The following is a 17,342-nucleotide window of genomic DNA, read 5'->3' as shown; positions in this document are numbered from 1 at the left end:
TATAATGTTTTGATGAATTAGTTTTTGTGAAAGGTATGAATTTAATGAAAGCTAGAATAGTCTATGCAAGTATGACTGGCAACGATGCAGATATAGCAGATATTCTGGAAGAAGATTTACAAGATTTAGGCTTTGACGTTGAAACGAGCGAAGCTGAATTTACTGACGCCAGTGATTACTTATCAAGTGATTTGTGCATCTTTATTACTTATACCTATGGCGAAGGCACTATGACCGACGATATTGCAGATTTTTATGACCAACTAAATGACTTGGATTTAACTGGAAAATATTTTGCTGTGATGGGCAGTGGTGACATGATGTATGCTGATCATTTTTGTGAAAACGTCTTTGATTTTGAAAAAAAGTTTAAGCAAGTTGGAGCAAAAGAAGTGACTAAACCTGTTACAATTGAAAATGCACCAAACGATAGCGATATAGATGCAATTGATAATGCAGCTAAGGAAATGGCTGATCAGTTAAATGGTTAAGAATAAGAAAATGGATTCACAAAAATTTGACTCAATGTCTGATCCTAAAATTCACCACTTAGCACAAAAAGTAGTCAAAAGACATCGTAACTTATTTGTTTACATGATCTTTGGTTTTATAGCGGCTCTAATCAACACCGTGGTTTTTATGGTTTTACATAAATGGTGGCATAGCATTGTTTTAGTATCAAATACTATTGCATTTATTGTGTCTAACCTGGCCTCCTTCGTATTTAACCAAAAGGCTGTTTTTATCAATAATGTTGATGAGGAACATTCAACTTGGCAAAAACTGATTATCTTTTTTACTTATAGAATTATTAGTCTTATTCCGGACAGTTTAATTATGTTGGTCGGATTGTCCTGGCTTCATTTAGATGCACTGTTAGTAAAAATTGTTGATCAAATTTTAGTGGGTATTTTTAATTACCTCACTACCAGATCAGTTTTTCAAGCTCAAGAAACTACCATGATTGCGCGAGCAAAAGAAAAAATTAAGTCACGTAAAGAAAAAAAGCGATAAATAAAAGCCAAGAAAATTTTTCTTGGCTTTTTGTATGACAAAATTTAGACTATTCATTTAAAATCAGCTGGTTTTTCACCCTTATTTTGAGCAAAATAGTAAGCAATATCATCCATTATTCTTTCTGATGCATGACCATCACCATAAGGATTCTTGGCATTGGCCATTTGGTCATACACTTTCTTATTATCAAGTAATTCCAGCATCGCATTTCTAACGTTATCAACTTGCGTTCCCACTAATTTGAGTGTCCCAGCTTTAACACCTTCCGGCCTTTCCGTAGTATCTCTTAAAACTAGGACTGGCTTGTTTAAAGCAGGAGCTTCTTCTTGAACTCCTCCAGAATCTGTCATAATGAAGTAGCTTAATTTGGCTAAGTTATGAAAATCAACCACATCTAAAGGGGCAATCAAATGAATTCGCGAGTCATTACCTAAAATTTCGTGAGCAACTTTTTGAACACTTGGTGATAAATGCACAGGATAAATAATTTCAACATCATCATGGTTGTCTACGACCTGCTTCATCACCTTAAAAACCCGTCTCATAGGTTCTCCCTGATTTTCCCGCCTGTGCATGGTCACAAGTATTATCTTGCTTGCGGGTTTAATCAGATCTAAAACCTCATGGTGGTAACCACTTTGAACAGTTTCTTCCAAGGCATCAATAGCTGTATTACCAGTGATAAAAATATTATCAGAATTGTGGTTTTCTTTAATCAAGTTTTGCTTGCTAACCGCAGTTGGTGCAAAATAAAGATCAGTTAAATCATCAGTCATTTGCCTATTCATTTCTTCGGGAAAAGGTGAATACTTATTCCAGGTTCTAAGGCCAGCTTCAACGTGACCCAATGGACATTTATTATAAAAGCTGGCCAAACCAGCAGCAAAGCTGGTAGTTGTATCTCCATGAACCAAAACAATATCTGGTTTAACTTCTTTTAGAACTTTTGTCATATCGATTAATACTTTGGCTGTCACGCTCTCTAAAGTTTGGTTTTTCTTCATAATATTAAAGTCATACTCCGGCTTGATTTTAAATATATTAAGAACTTGATCCAGCATCTCTCGATGTTGTGCTGTAACCACCGTAACTTCTTCAAATCGATCATCTTTTTTTAGTCTCTGTACCAACGGAGACATCTTTATGGCCTCAGGCCTGGTACCAAAAACAGTCATTACCCTAATTTTGCTCATAATTTCCTCCATTTTATTAATATATTAGTAAATTAGCGGCAAAAAAACAAGTAAATTATGGTTTAATAACTATTGAATAACAAAAGTTGGTGAAGAAATGTATCATGGATTTAAATTATTACTAATTACAGGACTGTTAATAGTTTTAGCAGCTTTTTGTTTTGTCTTTAGTTTTGACGGCAGAAAGACAGTCAAATGCAGAAGAATTTTACTTGGAATAGCAGTAATTCTATTCATATTAATTATCTTTTTAGTTATTCGTATTTTGAAATCACCTTTATATTAAAAATATAGTAAGAAAATGCTCTAGATCAGTAACTACACAAATATTTATTTTATAAAAGTGTTTATTCTTTCACTTTATATATTAATTCGCTGTATAATGATTTTGAAAAGAGGTGAATAAATTATGGGTAAGGCGGAAGTCACTAAAAATGTTTGGGTCACTACTCACGACGATAAATGGGCTGTTAAAATTGCTGGTAGCGACAAAATCTCTAAAACTTTTGACAGAAAAGCTGATGCTTTAGAATATGCAAAAAGTCTGGCACAAAAGAAAAAGACCGAACTAATTAGTCAAAAAAGAAACGGGCGTATTAATCTTAAAAATTCGTATGGTCGTGACAGTCCCAAAGCCGCAGGCTAATATATCGATACATTGTTATTACTACTATTTTCATATATTTTATCTATTCTGACATTTTAATTAATCTATATTTCTCAAACTAAAATATAAACTTTATTTTATTCATATTTACATAAATAACAAATCTTTCAAATTCTGGTCTGATTATCTTCTTGGTAATCAGACTTTTATTTGTCCACAATTATTTTTACCCCTAAAATATCTGAACTATCAATACTATCTTCTTTTTTGTTACCAACAAATGTGAAATTGGTCTTTGCTGCATTTTTGATTAAAACATTCGTTACAATAAAAGTTTTAATTGCACCATCTTTAAGTTTAAATTCAGCTTTTTTACCTTTTAGGACAAATTTTAATTCACAGTATGTCATTTGATGTATAGCCAAAGAAAAATTGGCGCTGCCTGGAATTGCATCAACCACTTGAGAGATAAAAACATCATCTTTTGGATCATCAGCCATAAAAATCATTTCAGGCTGGTCATCATCTTCATCCTCAATTTCATTAACAAAAATTGTTCTTTTAGTACCATCTTTTAATTCAAAAATTACATTACGAGCCCGAAAATTAGCTAAAACTTCGGGTAAAGACATTTTGTGTGGATTCATTTTTAAAAAATCTAATTAAACTAAAAAAGCCAATCTCGTTTAAAATAGGTTAGTTAAGACAAAATTGTCCTGCTACAAAAGATTAGCAACTGTTTCTAATAAATTTAAATGCTACCAAATTTGCATTTAAATTAAACATTATATGACCCCGGTGAGATTCGAACTCACCTCTACGGTTTAGGAGACCATTGTTCTATCCAGATAAACTACAGGGTCGCAATAAATTAACTTTACCAAATTTGAGTGATAAAAGCCAATTTTTTTAGTAACTAATATTGACGAGTAAAATATGGTTGTGGTGCATTAGAATCAGCGATTTTATCTGCCGCAAAAACAAAGGGTGTCCAAATGGCTAAAGCTATCAGCATGTTAACAATTGACAATACGATAGCACGCCAATCATAATTACAAGCTAAAAATGGCCCGATGATTGGGGGCACAACGGCAGGAACTGCTACTTGGACAGGATTAACTAAATTCATCATGCTGACACCGTAAGAAAAAGCCACATTGACTAATGGGGCAAGGACAAATGGAATAAAATAAACGGGATTAAGAACTACAGGCAAGCCAAAAATAATTGGTTCATTGATATTAAAAATTCCTGGAGCTAGTGCAACTTTAGCAATTGTCCGGTAGTCACTCCTCTTGGAAAACAGCAGTATGGCCACAATTAACATCAATGTTCCCCCTGCTCCTCCAAACCAAGCAAATGCGTCAAACGATCCACGAACCCAAATAAAAGGTGCTTCTCTTCCTGCACGAGCAGCTGTGACGTTGACATTCTGGGCAGTTAACCAAATTGAATCTAAAATTGGAGCCCAAACGCTTAAGCCATTAAAACCAAAAAAGCTGAAAATCTGAACTAATAAGGTCACAAGCATCACCATGCCGAAGCCTTGACCTAATTTTACTAAAGGGGTTTGAATCGAATTGAGCAGCCAGTTGCCAAAAAAAGTTCCCGTGATTGTCTGAAAGACAAAATTAATCATACCAACGCAAAATATCGCAATAATTGCGGGAATGAGTGAATCAAATGCCATCTGCTCTGCATAAGGCAAATTAGCAGAAAGGTGAAGTTTGATTCTCGCCCTAAAACAAAGGGCAAAGATAGCTACACCGATTGAGCCAAATAAAATTGCAGTAAAAATGCCGGTAGTTGAAAATTGTGAAATGTTAAAAGCTTTTTGAACAGGAACTACTTTGCCGTTAATTTTAAGTTTAGTTAAATTAGCAATGCTCATGGCCAACGAAGACAGGGAAACAATTGCTCCGGCAACTGGATCAACTTCCATGCTTTTAGCTAAATGATAGCCTAAAGACATTGACAAAAAGAGGGCAAATAAAGCAAAAGTACCACGCCAAACTACATTACATACTAACGAGAGTGGCTGCATTGCCCAGGCAAAAGTATACCAGCCTAATTCGGTCTTGGCTGCAGCAATCAGACTTTTGACCAAAACAGCAAGGGAACCTGCAATAGTAATTGGCATTACTGAGACAAATGCATCCCTTAATGCCACCAGCCAGTGAGTTTGCCCTAATTTATTTGCTAAAGGCAAGATATAGTCTTCCAGCCAAGCTACTAATCGACTCATTTTTGCTCCTTTCTTTTCAAATAATGGGGATGATAGCCCTTATTTTTATTCTTATGCTTTTTATGTTTTTTGCTTGATCCACTAACCTTCTTTTCTTTAGTTGCGTCCTGTTTCTTATTTTCCTTTTTACGTGGCATTTTAGTAGTTAAATGAAACCCTGCAAAATATACCCGTTCAATTTTAACACTCTGCTCAAGCAGCTTCCTAAGATCGCGCAGATCATGATCATCACCTAAAGTTACCACAAATCCTTTGGCACCCATGCGGCCAGTTCTTCCGGCACGATGCATGTACGTGTTAATCTCACTAGGGATGTCGTAATTTACCACATATGTTACCCCTGCAATGTCTAAACCGCGAGCAGCCAAGTCTGTTCCTAGAAGCAATTTAATTCTGCCAACTTTAAAATTATTAAGAGCTTCCTCTCTTTTCTGCTTGCCAAAGTCATTAGCTAAAATACCAAATTTAGTCTTAGTATGTGCCAAAATACCGGCAAAACGCATCATTGTTTGGTTTGAATCAAAAAATAGGATACCTTTAAAACAATCAAGGCGCATTAACCGCTGAATAAAATCAACTTTATGCGCATTATCTATTTGCAAAAAATAATTTTTAACAGTTGATTTCTGTTCTGGTCGCACATCAATCGTGATAAATTTGCGAGCAAAAATATCTTCTGCCTGTTTGGTTATCTCTGATTCAGTAGCACCAAAAAGCAAGATCTGCGCATCAGCTGTCATATTTTGTCCTAAAGAACTTAATAATTCCATTTTATTAAATTCTAAAACGTCATCCGCCTCATCTACTACCAGAGTTCTTATTTGATTAACTTTGATGCGATTGGCTGAAAAGAAATCAAAAAATCTTCCGGGAGTGGCAACGACAATTTCAGGATGTTTCTTTTTTAAATTATCTTCCTGACGTTTGCGATTTCCTGCTCCAACAAGTGTAATTCCAGTTAAAGCGAGAGTATGAATAAAGGGATTAATGGCATGGCGAATCTGCACCGCTAATTCTGTTGTCGGTGCAATAATAATTAAGCTGTTTGGTTTGCCTTTTTCTACTTTTTCCAATGCAGGTAGCGCATAAGCCAAGGTTTTTCCCGTTCCTGTTTTGGCAAGCGCGATACAACTTGCACCATTTAAAATTGGAGTTCGCGTTTCTTGCTGAATCAAAGTTGGTTCAGCCATTTTTAATTTTGTTAAAACTGATTGAATTTCTTGTTTCATTATTGTGTTAATTGTCCGTATTTCTCCTTGTACTGGGTAACTGTACCATTGTATGTCAGCATAACTACCCCACTTTCTAAATTTCTTACAGACTTTACCCGGCCGTCATTGTTATAGCGCCAGAATGAATATTGCATTTTGTTCGGGGCCTTTTTGCCACCAGTAATGAACTGTACATCATGGGGAAAATATTTTTTATACTTAACAGCTACATCTACCATGACACGCTTATTTAATCCTTGAAGCATACTAGCAAATTGAGCCATTTGTTTAATATATGCTAAATCATAGTTATCAATAGCTGGTTCTATCCAAATCGGCAAACTACCCGTGTCCGTGCCTACCTTTTTCAAAAAATACTGATAGTGCTGCACTGGTGTTGATTCATTGCTGTAAGCAACGATGGTGCCAAAAGCAAGTTTAGTTCCTAATATTTGATCACGATAAGACAAATAATCATCGTCAAAGTACGAGCGCCCCTGTGTACTTCTCAAATAGACAAATGAAATGCCATTAGCCTGCAGTTCATGTAAATCAACATAACCATAATCCTGGTTTAATTCAACGCCAATTGCACTTGAATTACCGTTTGGTGGCAATGTCGTCTGGTTATGCATATTGGCTATACCAGTGATAAGAAGTCCAATTGCAACAACTAGTAAGATTAGAATTGCAGGTAGCGTAAACTTATGATGAAACCTTTTCATCTTTTTCTCCGTTTATTTTTTCTACACCTGTACATTATAGCAATTTTTCCACCAGAGTTGCTAACTACAATCTTAGCAATAAAAAAAGTGATCGACCATAAAGTCGATCACTTAATAAACAAAAATTATTCTTCAACTAAATATACTGGCTTTTGACCATTTAAAACGCGCTTAACATCAGTCATACTGTGTTCAATCATATTCTTGACAGAGGTCTTCGTGTAGTATGCGGAATGCGGTGTAAAGATTACGTTAGGCATTTTTGCTAATTCCTGGTACTCAACTGGCAATTCGGAAATATCTTTAAATTTCTTCATAACAATTGCCTCTTCACCAGTCATCACATCCAATGAAGCACCAGCAATTTCTTTGTTCTTCAATGCATCAATCAAGTCTTGAGTGTTAACCAATGGACCTCTAGCTGCATTAATCAGATATGCGGTGTTCTTCATTTCTTTAAATTGCTTGGCACTAATCATGTTTTCCATTGAAGGCTCAAGAGGCGTATGCAACGTCAAAATGTCTGCGTTTTTAACTACGGTATCAAAATCGGTATATTCCAAAAATGCCTCGTTGGCAGGATTTTCAACCAAGTCATAACCGAGTACTTTGGCTCCTAAAGCATGAAACATTTCTGCAACGCAAGAACCAATACGACCAACACCAATAATACCAACTGTTTGGTTATAGATTTCATCACTCATCAAATCTTCAGACCGAACAAAATTGAGGTGTTCTCTTTCATTATCTAAAATAGGACCCCACTTTCTCAACAAGTACATTGCAGAAGTCAAAGTATTCTCCGCCACTGCACGTGGAGAATATGCCGGTGTGTTCGTTACAATCATATGATACTTGTGCACAAAATCAAAATTAACAATGTTATACCCAACAGACCTTAAAGCTATTTGCTTAATTCCATATGAGCTCAATTTACGATAGACCTCTTCCTCATCTATATCGAAGACCTGCAAAACGCTGACAACATCATAGCCTTGCGCCATCTCAACAGTCTTAGCATCAAGCTTGTCTTCAGTTGAAACCAAATCATCTTCAGGATGATCTTTATTCCACTTGTCAGCATAAACCTGTTGCTCCGGGGTCATATTGTAAAGTAAAGCTTTCATTATTAATCCTCCTTTTTGGATAAAAAATTTATATCTCTTATTGTATCTAAAATTAGAATAAAATTAAAGATAAATTTTAAAAAATAATAATTAATAATTTAAGCCTAATCATATGAAAGCTAATAAGACCATCAGATTTGCACATTATTTTAAAGTGCTAAATTAAATTTTTTGTTCAATTTGGTTGATATTAACCCGTAAAACCTCTCTTAACCAGGGAAAACGTGCCTGCATTTCAGAGAATTCTGGTCCTTCTGCCAAAAATTTTCCGGTTCCTTTAACATGAAAGCCAGCTCCTGGGCCAGCTGTACCCTCTACTTTTTTTGAACCCATAGTTAATAGGACATGATTATCTTGGGCAAAATCATTCTCAATACTGTGCATTCCCGCTGCAGGGATATAAAGGCAATTATTTGCCTCGTCGACTTTTACATACGACATCCACGTATTTACCACACTGGCTGGGTTGGCATTAATAGTAACAATGGTGACTGGTCCTTCATCATTCATGACATCTAAAAACTTCTGATTCATTTTTGTCCTCCTAAAAAATAAAAGAAGCTGCTTTTCTAGTAGCTTCTTTTATTATGAAACATTTGTTCGCAATCACAAAATAATGTGCTTTTCTTTAGTAAGCTCTTTTGCCCTTTTTGTAAACCGCTTTGTCTTTTTGGACAACCGCACTGATCTTCTCTAACGGATTTTCATCAAGTACCAAAAAGTCTGCGTACTTACCCTCTTCTAGCGAACCATATTCGTCAGCAATTTTAAGTAGTTTAGCGGAATTATAGCTGGTTTCTAAAGCTTCAAAATTAGTAAAGCCTTGTTCTACTAGTAAAGGCAATTCTTCAGGAGTCATCGTGAAGTCATTAAATGGTGTGCCGGCATCAGTGCCCAAAGTAATTTTGACACCAGCATTTTTAGCCTTAGTAATGTTGCCGCGCAAATCTTTCCAAGCAGCCGCAATTTTATTCATTTCCCAGTCAGGAATTTTCCCAGGAGCATATTCGATGAATGCCCAAGCTCCAACTATTGTTGGGGTTAAGTATGTTCCTTTTTCAATCATCAGCTTAATTTCTTCATCATTAACGTAGAAGCCGTGCTCAATGCTGTCAACGCCGGCCTTAATCGCATTCAAAATTCCTGGGTTGCCTTCCGCATGTGCGGCCACAGTTAAACCCTTGTGGTGAGCTTCTTCTACTGCAACGTGCATTTCAGCTTCACTTAATTGAGGATCATCAAGAGAATCGTTTTCAGTCATGACGCCACCTGTGGCCATGACTTTAATTGCTTTGGCACCGGCCTTAATTCCCTGGCGCACAGCTTTACGCATTTCATCTGGTGAATCGACCAGCACACCAAAATTAGGCAAATCGCCGTGTCCCCCAGTCATAGAAAACGGGTGTCCTGCTGGCACGATTTCTGGCACCTTAGTTAACTTATTTTTCTTAATTAAATTATTAAGAGCAATATCGATATTATAAGTGCTGCCACATTCACGAATATAGGTAACACCGGATTTTAATAAATCATGCAAATGGTTTACTGCACGCACGGTTGAAGAAACTACATCAGATTCACTACCACCATCAGGGGTTAAGGGATCCATAATAATATGTGTATGGCAATTGATTAGACCAGGAATCACATATTTATTTTGTAAATCTACCGTCTGATCAGCTTGTGGCGCAGTACCTGCAACAATTTCCGTAATCTTACCACTCTCGTCATCAACCACTAATGTTGTATTAGACTGAATTTTATCATTAATCCCGTTAAACAAATTAACGTTAGTATAAGCAGTTTTAGTCATCTAAAAAACCTCCAAATTTTTGTATAAAAAAAGCACTCATCCTTTTCTTCTTAAGGACGAGTGCTCGCGTTACCACCTTTTATTCATTTATTACTCACGTAATAAACCTCATTAACTATCAAACAATAGCTTGCAAAAATAACGGATGCAACTCCGCCACTGGCTGATTATCACCAATGGACATCAATTAGAAGCCCATGTTCACTACTTACTGCTAACTGATTTTCACCAAATATCAGCTCTCTTTATCAGCAACAAAATAGTTACTCTGCTTTGCAAGATGTTGTTTATTTAATTGACTTTTAATCTATCATTATTTATTAATTATGTCAACACCATGAAGTAAAAATGAAGAATCGGCAGTTCACTTGGGGGTATAGCATTAACTATTTGGCTAAGAATGGTAAAAAATTTTATCATCTTAGCCTTACTTTTCTGATGTTTTTATAATAGTTATTTTGTTTAACCTGATGATATTGCTTTTTTTAATTTTATGCTAGGTAAAATTTTAGTAACAGGTAATCGATAACCGCTTTGATGCCACACCTCCAATTACGACTTAAAATTAGTTGTGATTACCATTGTCTTTTATCGTTTAGTCAGAATGCTAATAATTAATCTATCCCTACTCATATGCGTTTTTTCTACTAGTTTGCAACTAGTATTAGCTTAAGTGATCAACTAACAATCCTTTTTCCTGAAAGGGGTAAAAGGCAAGAGCCTCAACTTTTTGCTTTAATCATCCGCTATTTTGTTTCAACGTTGATGAGATATTAGCAAATTCACATAAAATTAACCAGATGAAAGCCATCACGATTAAATGATTAAATGAATATTAATTATTCTAACTAAAACAATAGTTGATTGAGAAATTAGATTTATACACAAGAAAGAAAGATGCTTAATTAACAATGATGTAAATGTTTTAATTAAAGTCACGGTTAAACTGATAACTATATTTTTAACACCGGATTCGTTACCATTATTGCCTGCGTTCAGGTCTTAATTTCTTGGTGCTTTTAAAGCAATACCCTAGTCCTGACCAGAGATTAACGGCAACGAAAAAGATTCTACAATGAAAGTTGATATAATTTAACCAATTACATTCATGAATAAAAATATTTACCTTTTGTTAATAATTTAGTGGTATTTATTTAGTTAATATATACAAACAAATAGCTGTATGGTTTATCAACAAAATAGCTTTTAATTTACATTATTTTTAAATACTCCAACTTGAGAAATATATCTTTTTAATACTGGTTAAAAATAAAATCACAATCAACAAAGGACTAATCTTTTGCTAACCAATATCATCTTAACTACTAATTTGATTTATTTGATTAAAGCATGATAAACATCATCTTGAGCGTGAACCTCATCGCCTGTTTTAGCATCATCACTCGCTTTCATAACATGATCTATTGAATTTGTAATTACTGTAATAATCGTTGACTTTTTGCCACTTGCTTTAATTTGTTCAAGATCAACTTCTGCCAACTCGGTTTTCGGAGAAACTTTATCTCCTTCTTTTACTTTAATAGTAAACGGTTTGCCTGCTAGATCAACAGTATCGATTCCCATATGTAATAATACTTCCAGTCCGCCTTTCGTTTTAAGCCCAATTGCATGCTTGGTCTTAAAAATTGAAATAACTTCAGCTTCTACTGGACTAAAAACATGTTGATCACTTGGTTCAATTGCAAAACCTTCACCCATCATTTTTTTAGAAAAGACTTCATCATCAACATCAACTAAAGATTTAAATTTACCATTAACGGGCGCAGTAAACTCAATTTTAATTTTATTATCTTCAGCATCATGGCTAGTTATGGTCTCTTTTATTCTTTTAGGGTGCGCAAGCAAATCATTTATTTCTTGACTATAAAGGTCAGCTTTACCACCAAAAATAATTTGAAGTCCACCAGCAACTTTTAAAACACCCGGAGAACCTAATTTTTTAAATACAGGTTCATTAACTCGACTGTTATCTTTAAGTGAAACTCTTAATCTGGTAGCACAAGCAGAAATAGTATTTATATTTTCAGCCCCACCTAAAGCAGCAATAATTTGCTCGGACTCTGTATGCAGACTGGTGGCATTTCCTGATTTTTGATTATTTTTTTCAACGTCATTATCTACTTCAGTTTGCATTCCTGGAATATTGACGTGGAATTTTTTAATACAAAAAGTAAAAACAAAGAAGTAGAGGAAAAACCAAATAACCCCAATAATTAATACATTAGGCCAGTTGGTTTTATCTTTTCCTTGCAAAACACCAAATAACAGATAATCTATTAATCCACCAGAAAATGAATTACCAATTCTGATGTTCATAATATCTGCAAGATAGAATGAGCAACCATCAAGAAATGAATGAATTAAATATAACCAAGGAGCTACAAACAGAAATGAGTATTCTAAAGGTTCGGTAATACCTGTAAGAAAAGAAGTAAGACCACCTGAAAGATACAATCCCCCATCTTTTTTCCTGTTAGCTTTTGGCAGGCAAAGATACATTGCTAAAGCAGCTCCAGGCAAGCCAAACATCATGGTTGCAAAACGTCCGGCGAAAAATCGAGTACCATAAGTGAATAAACCATGGAAATTTGGATCAGCTAATTGGGCAAAGAAAATGTTTTGCGCTCCGACAACGGTTTTTCCAGCTACTTCTGCTGTACCACCAAGGGCTGTATACCAGAACATCGGATAAATAGTATGATGTAAACCGACGGCTCCAGTCAGCCTTAATAAAAATCCATACAAGAAACTACCAAAACTACCCATAGCGGCAATTGCATGTCCTGCAGTAGTCAGCCAACCTTGAATTGGAGGCCAGATTAAGTAAAATATTGCACCGATAACTATAGCAGCAATTGCAGAAATAATTGGTACGAATCTTGATCCGCCAAAAAAGCCTAAAAATTGTGGCAATTGAATTTTACGGTAATGATTATGCAAGTATGCAACAACGGAACCTATTACGATCGCACCTAAAACACCGGTGTCAATTGTATTTTTAGGGTTAAACAATTGTAGCAAACCAGAAATTGTCGCAGTATATACAAGATAAGCTACACCACCTGCTAAACCGGCAGTACCCTTATCACCTTTAGCTAAGCCTACTGCCAATCCAATTGAAAAGATTAAAGCCAAGTTACTAAAAACTGCGTTACCAGCAAAATTCATTATTTTTAATGTATTTTGTAACCAAACTTGATTTAAAACTGGAAAAGCTGAAACAGCCGCATCATTTGTTAGAGCTCCGCCAAGTCCTAACAATAAACCGGCAACCGGCAAAATAGCAATTGGCAACATGAAAGCTTGCCCTAATTGGGAAAACCACTGACCAATTGCAGTGAATCTCTTATTTTTAGTCATTTTATTCTCTCCCTTTTTTAAATACTGAAGTGAACGTCCTAGCAATTTGCAGAGGTCTGGTAATAGCACCACCAACTACGATTCCAAGCGGATTAAGGTCTATTACCTTTTTTAATTCAGCTGGAGTATGAATTTTACCCTCTGCAATTAGTGGCAGGTCAACATCCACAATTTTTTTAATTAATTGAAAATCTGGTCCAGACTTGTTTTCACTTTCAGCTGTATAACCAGCCAAGGTAGTACCAACAAAATCTACGCCACATTCATAAGCATTCTGTGCTTCTTCAAAATTTGATATATCAGCCATCATTAACTGATGCGGATATTTCAATTTAACTTCTTTGATAAATTGATTAATGGTTTGTCCGTCATGCCGAGGACGTAAAGTGCAGTCAAAAGCTATAACATCAACCTTGGCTTCAACTAATTCGTCTACTTCTTTCATCGTTGGTGTAATGTACGGCTCTTCAGGGGGATAATCCTTTTTTATGATTCCGATTATAGGTAAACTAACCATAGCTTGAATTTCTTTAATATCACGTACTGAATTTGCACGTATACCTACCGCACCTGCTTCTTCAGCAGCCTTCGCCATAAGAGGCATTATCCCTCCTTTTTCAGTATACAAAGGTTCTCCGGGTAAAGCCTGGCAAGAAACAATCAATCCCTTATGGATCTTATTAATGAACTTTTCTTTTTCCATGTGTATTTTTACTCCATTAATATTATTTTTTGAAGTTTTACTTCATAAAGTATGATATTATTTTTTGACGGGAAATGCAATCGTTTTCTTGAAAAAGGATGATATAATTTACTCATTAGCGAAAGAGGCTTTTTAAGAAATGAATTTTATTCAATTATTTAATGAGAACAAAAAAGAGTTGACCAAATCTGAAGTAAAATTAGCTAATTACATTGCTAGTCACGCAGAACAAGTAATTTACGATACGATAAAATCATTGGCCATAGCTTCAGACACAAGCGATGCTACTATTATTCGCCTTTGCAAGAAACTTGGCTTTTCAGGCTTTTCTAAACTAAAAATTTATTTAGCACAAGAATCAATTTCGCAGAATAAATTGGCTGCTACTAGTGCGGATAGTAACTTTTATATTGAAAGTGCAAACTTATTGATCGATTCAATCAACAAAACTAAAAGTTTGTTATTTCCCCAAAATTTACTTAAAGCGGTTAAGATACTGGCTAAAGCCAAGCGGGTTTATTTATTTGGCCTAGGGCACTCTGGAGAGTCAGCAAAAGATTTTGCTAAAACATGGTTAAGGATAGGTCTAATAGCGCATGCCGAAGTTGATCCCCACATTCAAGTACAAATTAGTTCATTACTAACAAAAAAAGATGTCGTTATTGGCCTATCTCTTTCGGGTCATACCAAAGATACATATGACTCTTTAAAACTAGCTAAAAAGAACGGAGCAAAAATCATTACTATTTCTAATGAATTGAGCTCGCCCATAGCAAATTTAGGCGACGTTCAATTACAAACAGCAGTGGGAGAATTTATAAATATTGGTTCTGTAGCTGGACAAGTTTCTCAACTTTATCTGTGCGATGTGTTAGCACGCGGGTACGAAATTTATACTAAAATTGATAGCAATTCCATCAAGGAAAAAGTCCTACCTGAAATATTAAAAAAGGAAATTTAAAAGTTGCTATAAAAAAAGATGAGTCTGGGAAAAAACTAACTCCCAGATAACAAAAGACGATCAATTTAAATCTTAATTTGATCGTCTTTTTCTGTCTCTTTTTATTCTTGAATAAAAAAGAATGGTCCTTAGGCCATCTTCTATGCCAATATTTGCTTAAATTCATCATCATGAAGGCTATTCCAACATCGGTTTCTACCTTCTTTTTCCCTCTTAAATGGGTTCGGCGCATGCCAAAGACGTTCTTCAAATGCCCGAAAACTGGCTCGACATCATACTTTCTCATGCTATAGTTGTGTCTGCCTGCGGGACTTTGGAGAACTGCTTTGGCTTTTTCTTTTAAGTACTGCCAGTTAGGATTATAGCGTACTTGGCGTTGATATCCGCTTTTGGTTTTTGCCAATTGCTCTAGTTCCGGCGTTAGTTGTACTTCATCTGCTTCATAGACCTTAAAATCACGTACTTGACCAGTCGAGCGCTCCTGGCGCTGGCTATAATATTTGAAGTTGAATTTAACGCCATTTTGATCAAGGTAGTAATCGTCTTTTTCATTATAGAACCAGTTAATCAGCTTAGTCGGATCATTCTTATATTTCCGAGTTTGTTCCTTTTCGTACATAGTATAGGGAATGTAGTACTTTTTATTTGAATACTTGTCTTCTAGCAGTGAGTAGTTATATTCACTGCCATAACCAGCATCGGCGACAATCTTGTCAAACTTATCCAGTGTCGTCATTTGTTTTAAAAATGGTTCTAGGGTCTTAAAGTCAGTTGGATTAGGATACAAAGCAAAGTCAACTACATATTGATTCGTAGTCGCTGCTTGAATATTGTAGCCTGGCTTGAGCTGCCCATTCTTCATATGATCTTCTTTCATATGCATGAAAGTCGCGTCATGGTCTGTCTTGGAATAACTATTGCGCCCGGCAAAGATTTTTTCTGCTTCTTCATATTTCTTCATTCTAGGAACATAATCTTTTTTTAGCTGATGAAGCAGCTTCTTAAGACCACGTCTTCTGGCTTTTTTAGGAGAACCACCAGGAATGACTTTAGGCTCTTGCGCCATTGCTTTAACGACTTCTTTGGTAATCAGTTCGTCATAAAGCTCAACTGCTTGACCTTTTAACTTTTCATGAAACTTCTCGACTGCCTTGCGCCAAACAAAAGTATAGCGATTAGCATCAGCTGCAATTTTTGTGCCATCAATGAAGAGCGCCCCTTCATTGATCAGGCCTTCTGCCTCTAAAAGATTAGTAAAGTAAAGGAAGCTTTTCTTAACCAATTCGTTAGCGTGGTCGCTTGATCTAAAGTTATTGATCGTATGATATGAAATCTGCTGGTGCTCAGCTAATACCATCAGCGGCAGATTTTCTGCTAGCAGCAGCTCAATCTTTCTGCCTGAAAACACTCTGCGACAATAAGCAAAGAGCAAAATCTTCAGCATCATAGCCGGGTGATAAGCAGGCCGCCCAGTTTTGGCAGTATCACCCAGCAAAACTTCTTCTGGGATCGAGTCAACGAACCAGCCAATCACGGTCGCTAAGTGATTATTAGGAATAGTAAAGTCTAAATTAAGTGTTAAAGCAGTTTGGCCTGTGATATAATCTTTGTACATGTTAGTTTCCACCTTTTTGTTTTTATTTTGTGGTGATTTAATAATATCAAGGCAGAAGCTAAAAGTATACCAAAAGAACGATGAAATCCGTTAGGAAATTATCGTTCTTTTTTCGTGGCCTGAGAACTAGTTTTTTCCCAGACTCATCTTTTATAATACTCAGAATAAAAATTACATCTTTACTACCCTAACAGGATTGCCCAAATCCTTTATGACTTTAAGCAAATCTTGCGGCTTTAACCAAATAGTAGCTGTATTGTCGTTGGGATGAACAGCGATTCTAGGCTGGTCACTAAAATATGAGTCAAGGTAAAACGGTATTTTATGCTCAGGATCGTTTAACAGACCTAAAGGTGTAACTGAGCCAGGTTCCAAATCCATTTTTTCTTTCAAATCTTGCGGTGAGGCAAAACTAAGTCTGCGAGTGCCATTTTCCTCACGAAATTGCTGTAAGTTGACTCTTTTATCGCCCTTAATAGTCAAAAGATAGTAGTTACGTTTCTTGTCATCCCTCACAAACAAATTTTTAGCATCTGCTTCAGGATGCGGCAGAGCAATTTTTTCCATTTCTGCCATATTATAAACAGCCTGGTGCACTACTATTTCATATTTAATTCCGTGTTGATCAAGGTAATGTAATGTTTCGCTTTTGTTCATTTGGCATCGCAAAATATCTACTAATCACTACTTTTATGACTTCATTAATTAAAGAGCCAAAAATTAAACTTTATTTTTAATGACAAT

General features: G+C 35.7%; 16 protein-coding genes, 1 tRNA gene and 1 other annotated feature. Of the genes, 4 read left to right on the top strand and 13 right to left on the bottom strand.

Features of this window, described 5'->3' with window-relative positions:
* Positions 1–44 precede the first annotated feature (44 nt).
* Both DKL58_RS02960 and DKL58_RS02955 read left to right on the top strand, forming a co-directional pair.
* Positions 45–491, top strand: a complete 447-nt coding sequence (locus DKL58_RS02960) for a flavodoxin (protein ID WP_109586040.1) — start codon at positions 45–47, stop codon at positions 489–491.
* On the top strand, positions 484–1,014 hold the full coding sequence (locus DKL58_RS02955; RefSeq protein WP_109586039.1) for a GtrA family protein: 531 nt from the start codon (positions 484–486) through the stop codon (positions 1,012–1,014). The genes DKL58_RS02960 and DKL58_RS02955 overlap by 8 nt, the downstream gene beginning before the upstream one ends.
* A gap of 53 nt (positions 1,015–1,067) precedes the next feature.
* Here the strand turns inward: DKL58_RS02955 and wecB are convergent, their stop codons facing one another.
* On the bottom strand, positions 1,068–2,210 hold the full coding sequence (gene wecB / locus DKL58_RS02950) for a non-hydrolyzing UDP-N-acetylglucosamine 2-epimerase (RefSeq protein ID WP_109586038.1): 1,143 nt from the start codon (positions 2,208–2,210) through the stop codon (positions 1,068–1,070).
* A gap of 409 nt (positions 2,211–2,619) precedes the next feature.
* Here wecB and DKL58_RS02940 point away from each other — a divergent pair, with 409 nt between their 5' ends.
* Positions 2,620–2,856, top strand: a complete 237-nt coding sequence (locus DKL58_RS02940; RefSeq protein WP_109586036.1) for a DUF2188 domain-containing protein — start codon at positions 2,620–2,622, stop codon at positions 2,854–2,856.
* Between the two features lie 167 nt (positions 2,857–3,023).
* On the opposite strand, the gene DKL58_RS02935 is transcribed toward DKL58_RS02940, so the two are convergent.
* The 10 genes from DKL58_RS02935 to DKL58_RS02890 all read right to left on the bottom strand — a co-directional run bounded on the left by DKL58_RS02935 (position 3,024) and on the right by DKL58_RS02890 (position 14,022).
* Positions 3,024–3,464, bottom strand: coding sequence for a hypothetical protein (locus DKL58_RS02935; protein WP_109586035.1), 441 nt, complete (start codon positions 3,462–3,464; stop codon positions 3,024–3,026).
* Positions 3,465–3,607: 143 nt separating this feature from the next.
* Positions 3,608–3,680 (bottom strand) — tRNA-Arg (locus DKL58_RS02930).
* 53 nt (positions 3,681–3,733) lie between these two features.
* Positions 3,734–5,062, bottom strand: a complete 1,329-nt coding sequence (locus DKL58_RS02925) for a PTS sugar transporter subunit IIC (protein ID WP_109586034.1) — start codon at positions 5,060–5,062, stop codon at positions 3,734–3,736.
* A complete protein-coding gene (locus DKL58_RS02920; protein ID WP_109586033.1) occupies positions 5,059–6,294 on the bottom strand; it encodes a DEAD/DEAH box helicase in 1,236 nt (411 codons plus the stop codon). The genes DKL58_RS02925 and DKL58_RS02920 overlap by 4 nt, the downstream gene beginning before the upstream one ends.
* A complete protein-coding gene (locus tag DKL58_RS02915; RefSeq protein ID WP_109586032.1) occupies positions 6,291–6,998 on the bottom strand; it encodes a GH25 family lysozyme in 708 nt (235 codons plus the stop codon). The genes DKL58_RS02920 and DKL58_RS02915 overlap by 4 nt, the downstream gene beginning before the upstream one ends.
* A 125-nt stretch (positions 6,999–7,123) precedes the next feature.
* On the bottom strand, positions 7,124–8,125 hold the full coding sequence (locus DKL58_RS02910) for a D-2-hydroxyacid dehydrogenase (RefSeq protein ID WP_109586031.1): 1,002 nt from the start codon (positions 8,123–8,125) through the stop codon (positions 7,124–7,126).
* 162 nt (positions 8,126–8,287) lie between these two features.
* Positions 8,288–8,659, bottom strand: a complete 372-nt coding sequence (locus DKL58_RS02905; RefSeq protein WP_046331814.1) for a hypothetical protein — start codon at positions 8,657–8,659, stop codon at positions 8,288–8,290.
* A 94-nt stretch (positions 8,660–8,753) separates the two neighbouring features.
* A complete protein-coding gene (locus DKL58_RS02900; RefSeq protein ID WP_109586030.1) occupies positions 8,754–9,938 on the bottom strand; it encodes a metal-dependent hydrolase family protein in 1,185 nt (394 codons plus the stop codon).
* 49 nt (positions 9,939–9,987) lie between these two features.
* Positions 9,988–10,226, bottom strand: a binding site (T-box leader).
* Between the two features lie 1,047 nt (positions 10,227–11,273).
* On the bottom strand, positions 11,274–13,319 hold the full coding sequence (locus tag DKL58_RS02895) for a PTS sugar transporter subunit IIABC (RefSeq protein WP_239386419.1): 2,046 nt from the start codon (positions 13,317–13,319) through the stop codon (positions 11,274–11,276).
* A 1-nt stretch (position 13,320) separates the two neighbouring features.
* Positions 13,321–14,022 carry an N-acetylmannosamine-6-phosphate 2-epimerase gene (locus DKL58_RS02890; protein ID WP_109586029.1) on the bottom strand — a complete coding sequence of 234 codons (702 nt, stop codon included), beginning with the start codon at positions 14,020–14,022 and terminating at the stop codon, positions 13,321–13,323.
* Positions 14,023–14,161: 139 nt separating this feature from the next.
* On the opposite strand from DKL58_RS02890, the gene DKL58_RS02885 reads away from it, so the two are divergent.
* Positions 14,162–14,983, top strand: coding sequence for a MurR/RpiR family transcriptional regulator (locus DKL58_RS02885; protein ID WP_109586028.1), 822 nt, complete (start codon positions 14,162–14,164; stop codon positions 14,981–14,983).
* Here DKL58_RS02885 and DKL58_RS02880 read toward each other — a convergent pair.
* Complete coding sequence (locus DKL58_RS02880) at positions 14,940–16,598, bottom strand: IS1182 family transposase (RefSeq protein ID WP_109586027.1); 1,659 nt, start codon at positions 16,596–16,598, stop codon at positions 14,940–14,942. The two genes, DKL58_RS02885 and DKL58_RS02880, sit on opposite strands and share 44 nt — an antisense overlap.
* A gap of 171 nt (positions 16,599–16,769) precedes the next feature.
* Complete coding sequence (locus DKL58_RS02875; protein ID WP_109586026.1) at positions 16,770–17,255, bottom strand: prolyl-tRNA synthetase associated domain-containing protein; 486 nt, start codon at positions 17,253–17,255, stop codon at positions 16,770–16,772.
* Positions 17,256–17,342: the final 87 nt, after the last annotated feature.

It is taken from the genome of Lactobacillus kullabergensis, from assembly GCF_003151025.1.
Taxonomy (GTDB): domain Bacteria; phylum Bacillota; class Bacilli; order Lactobacillales; family Lactobacillaceae; genus Lactobacillus; species Lactobacillus kullabergensis.
This window is presented reverse-complemented; position numbering and strand designations above follow the sequence as displayed.

What these genes read in the sequence shown, in the direction of transcription:
- DKL58_RS02895 (WP_239386419.1), bottom strand. Translation starts at nt 13,319, where the DNA reads ATGACTAAAAATAAGAGATTCACTGCAATTGGTCAGTGGTTTTCCCAA.
- DKL58_RS02880 (WP_109586027.1), bottom strand. Translation starts at nt 16,598, where the DNA reads ATGTACAAAGATTATATCACAGGCCAAACTGCTTTAACACTTAATTTA.
- DKL58_RS02900 (WP_109586030.1), bottom strand. Translation starts at nt 9,938, where the DNA reads ATGACTAAAACTGCTTATACTAACGTTAATTTGTTTAACGGGATTAAT.
- DKL58_RS02910 (WP_109586031.1), bottom strand. Translation starts at nt 8,125, where the DNA reads ATGAAAGCTTTACTTTACAATATGACCCCGGAGCAACAGGTTTATGCT.
- DKL58_RS02905 (WP_046331814.1), bottom strand. Translation starts at nt 8,659, where the DNA reads ATGAATCAGAAGTTTTTAGATGTCATGAATGATGAAGGACCAGTCACC.
- DKL58_RS02935 (WP_109586035.1), bottom strand. Translation starts at nt 3,464, where the DNA reads ATGAATCCACACAAAATGTCTTTACCCGAAGTTTTAGCTAATTTTCGG.
- DKL58_RS02925 (WP_109586034.1), bottom strand. Translation starts at nt 5,062, where the DNA reads ATGAGTCGATTAGTAGCTTGGCTGGAAGACTATATCTTGCCTTTAGCA.
- DKL58_RS02875 (WP_109586026.1), bottom strand. Translation starts at nt 17,255, where the DNA reads ATGAACAAAAGCGAAACATTACATTACCTTGATCAACACGGAATTAAA.
- DKL58_RS02955 (WP_109586039.1), top strand. Translation starts at nt 484, where the DNA reads ATGGTTAAGAATAAGAAAATGGATTCACAAAAATTTGACTCAATGTCT.
- DKL58_RS02960 (WP_109586040.1), top strand. Translation starts at nt 45, where the DNA reads ATGAAAGCTAGAATAGTCTATGCAAGTATGACTGGCAACGATGCAGAT.
- DKL58_RS02940 (WP_109586036.1), top strand. Translation starts at nt 2,620, where the DNA reads ATGGGTAAGGCGGAAGTCACTAAAAATGTTTGGGTCACTACTCACGAC.
- DKL58_RS02915 (WP_109586032.1), bottom strand. Translation starts at nt 6,998, where the DNA reads ATGAAAAGGTTTCATCATAAGTTTACGCTACCTGCAATTCTAATCTTA.
- DKL58_RS02885 (WP_109586028.1), top strand. Translation starts at nt 14,162, where the DNA reads ATGAATTTTATTCAATTATTTAATGAGAACAAAAAAGAGTTGACCAAA.
- wecB (WP_109586038.1), bottom strand. Translation starts at nt 2,210, where the DNA reads ATGAGCAAAATTAGGGTAATGACTGTTTTTGGTACCAGGCCTGAGGCC.
- DKL58_RS02890 (WP_109586029.1), bottom strand. Translation starts at nt 14,022, where the DNA reads ATGGAAAAAGAAAAGTTCATTAATAAGATCCATAAGGGATTGATTGTT.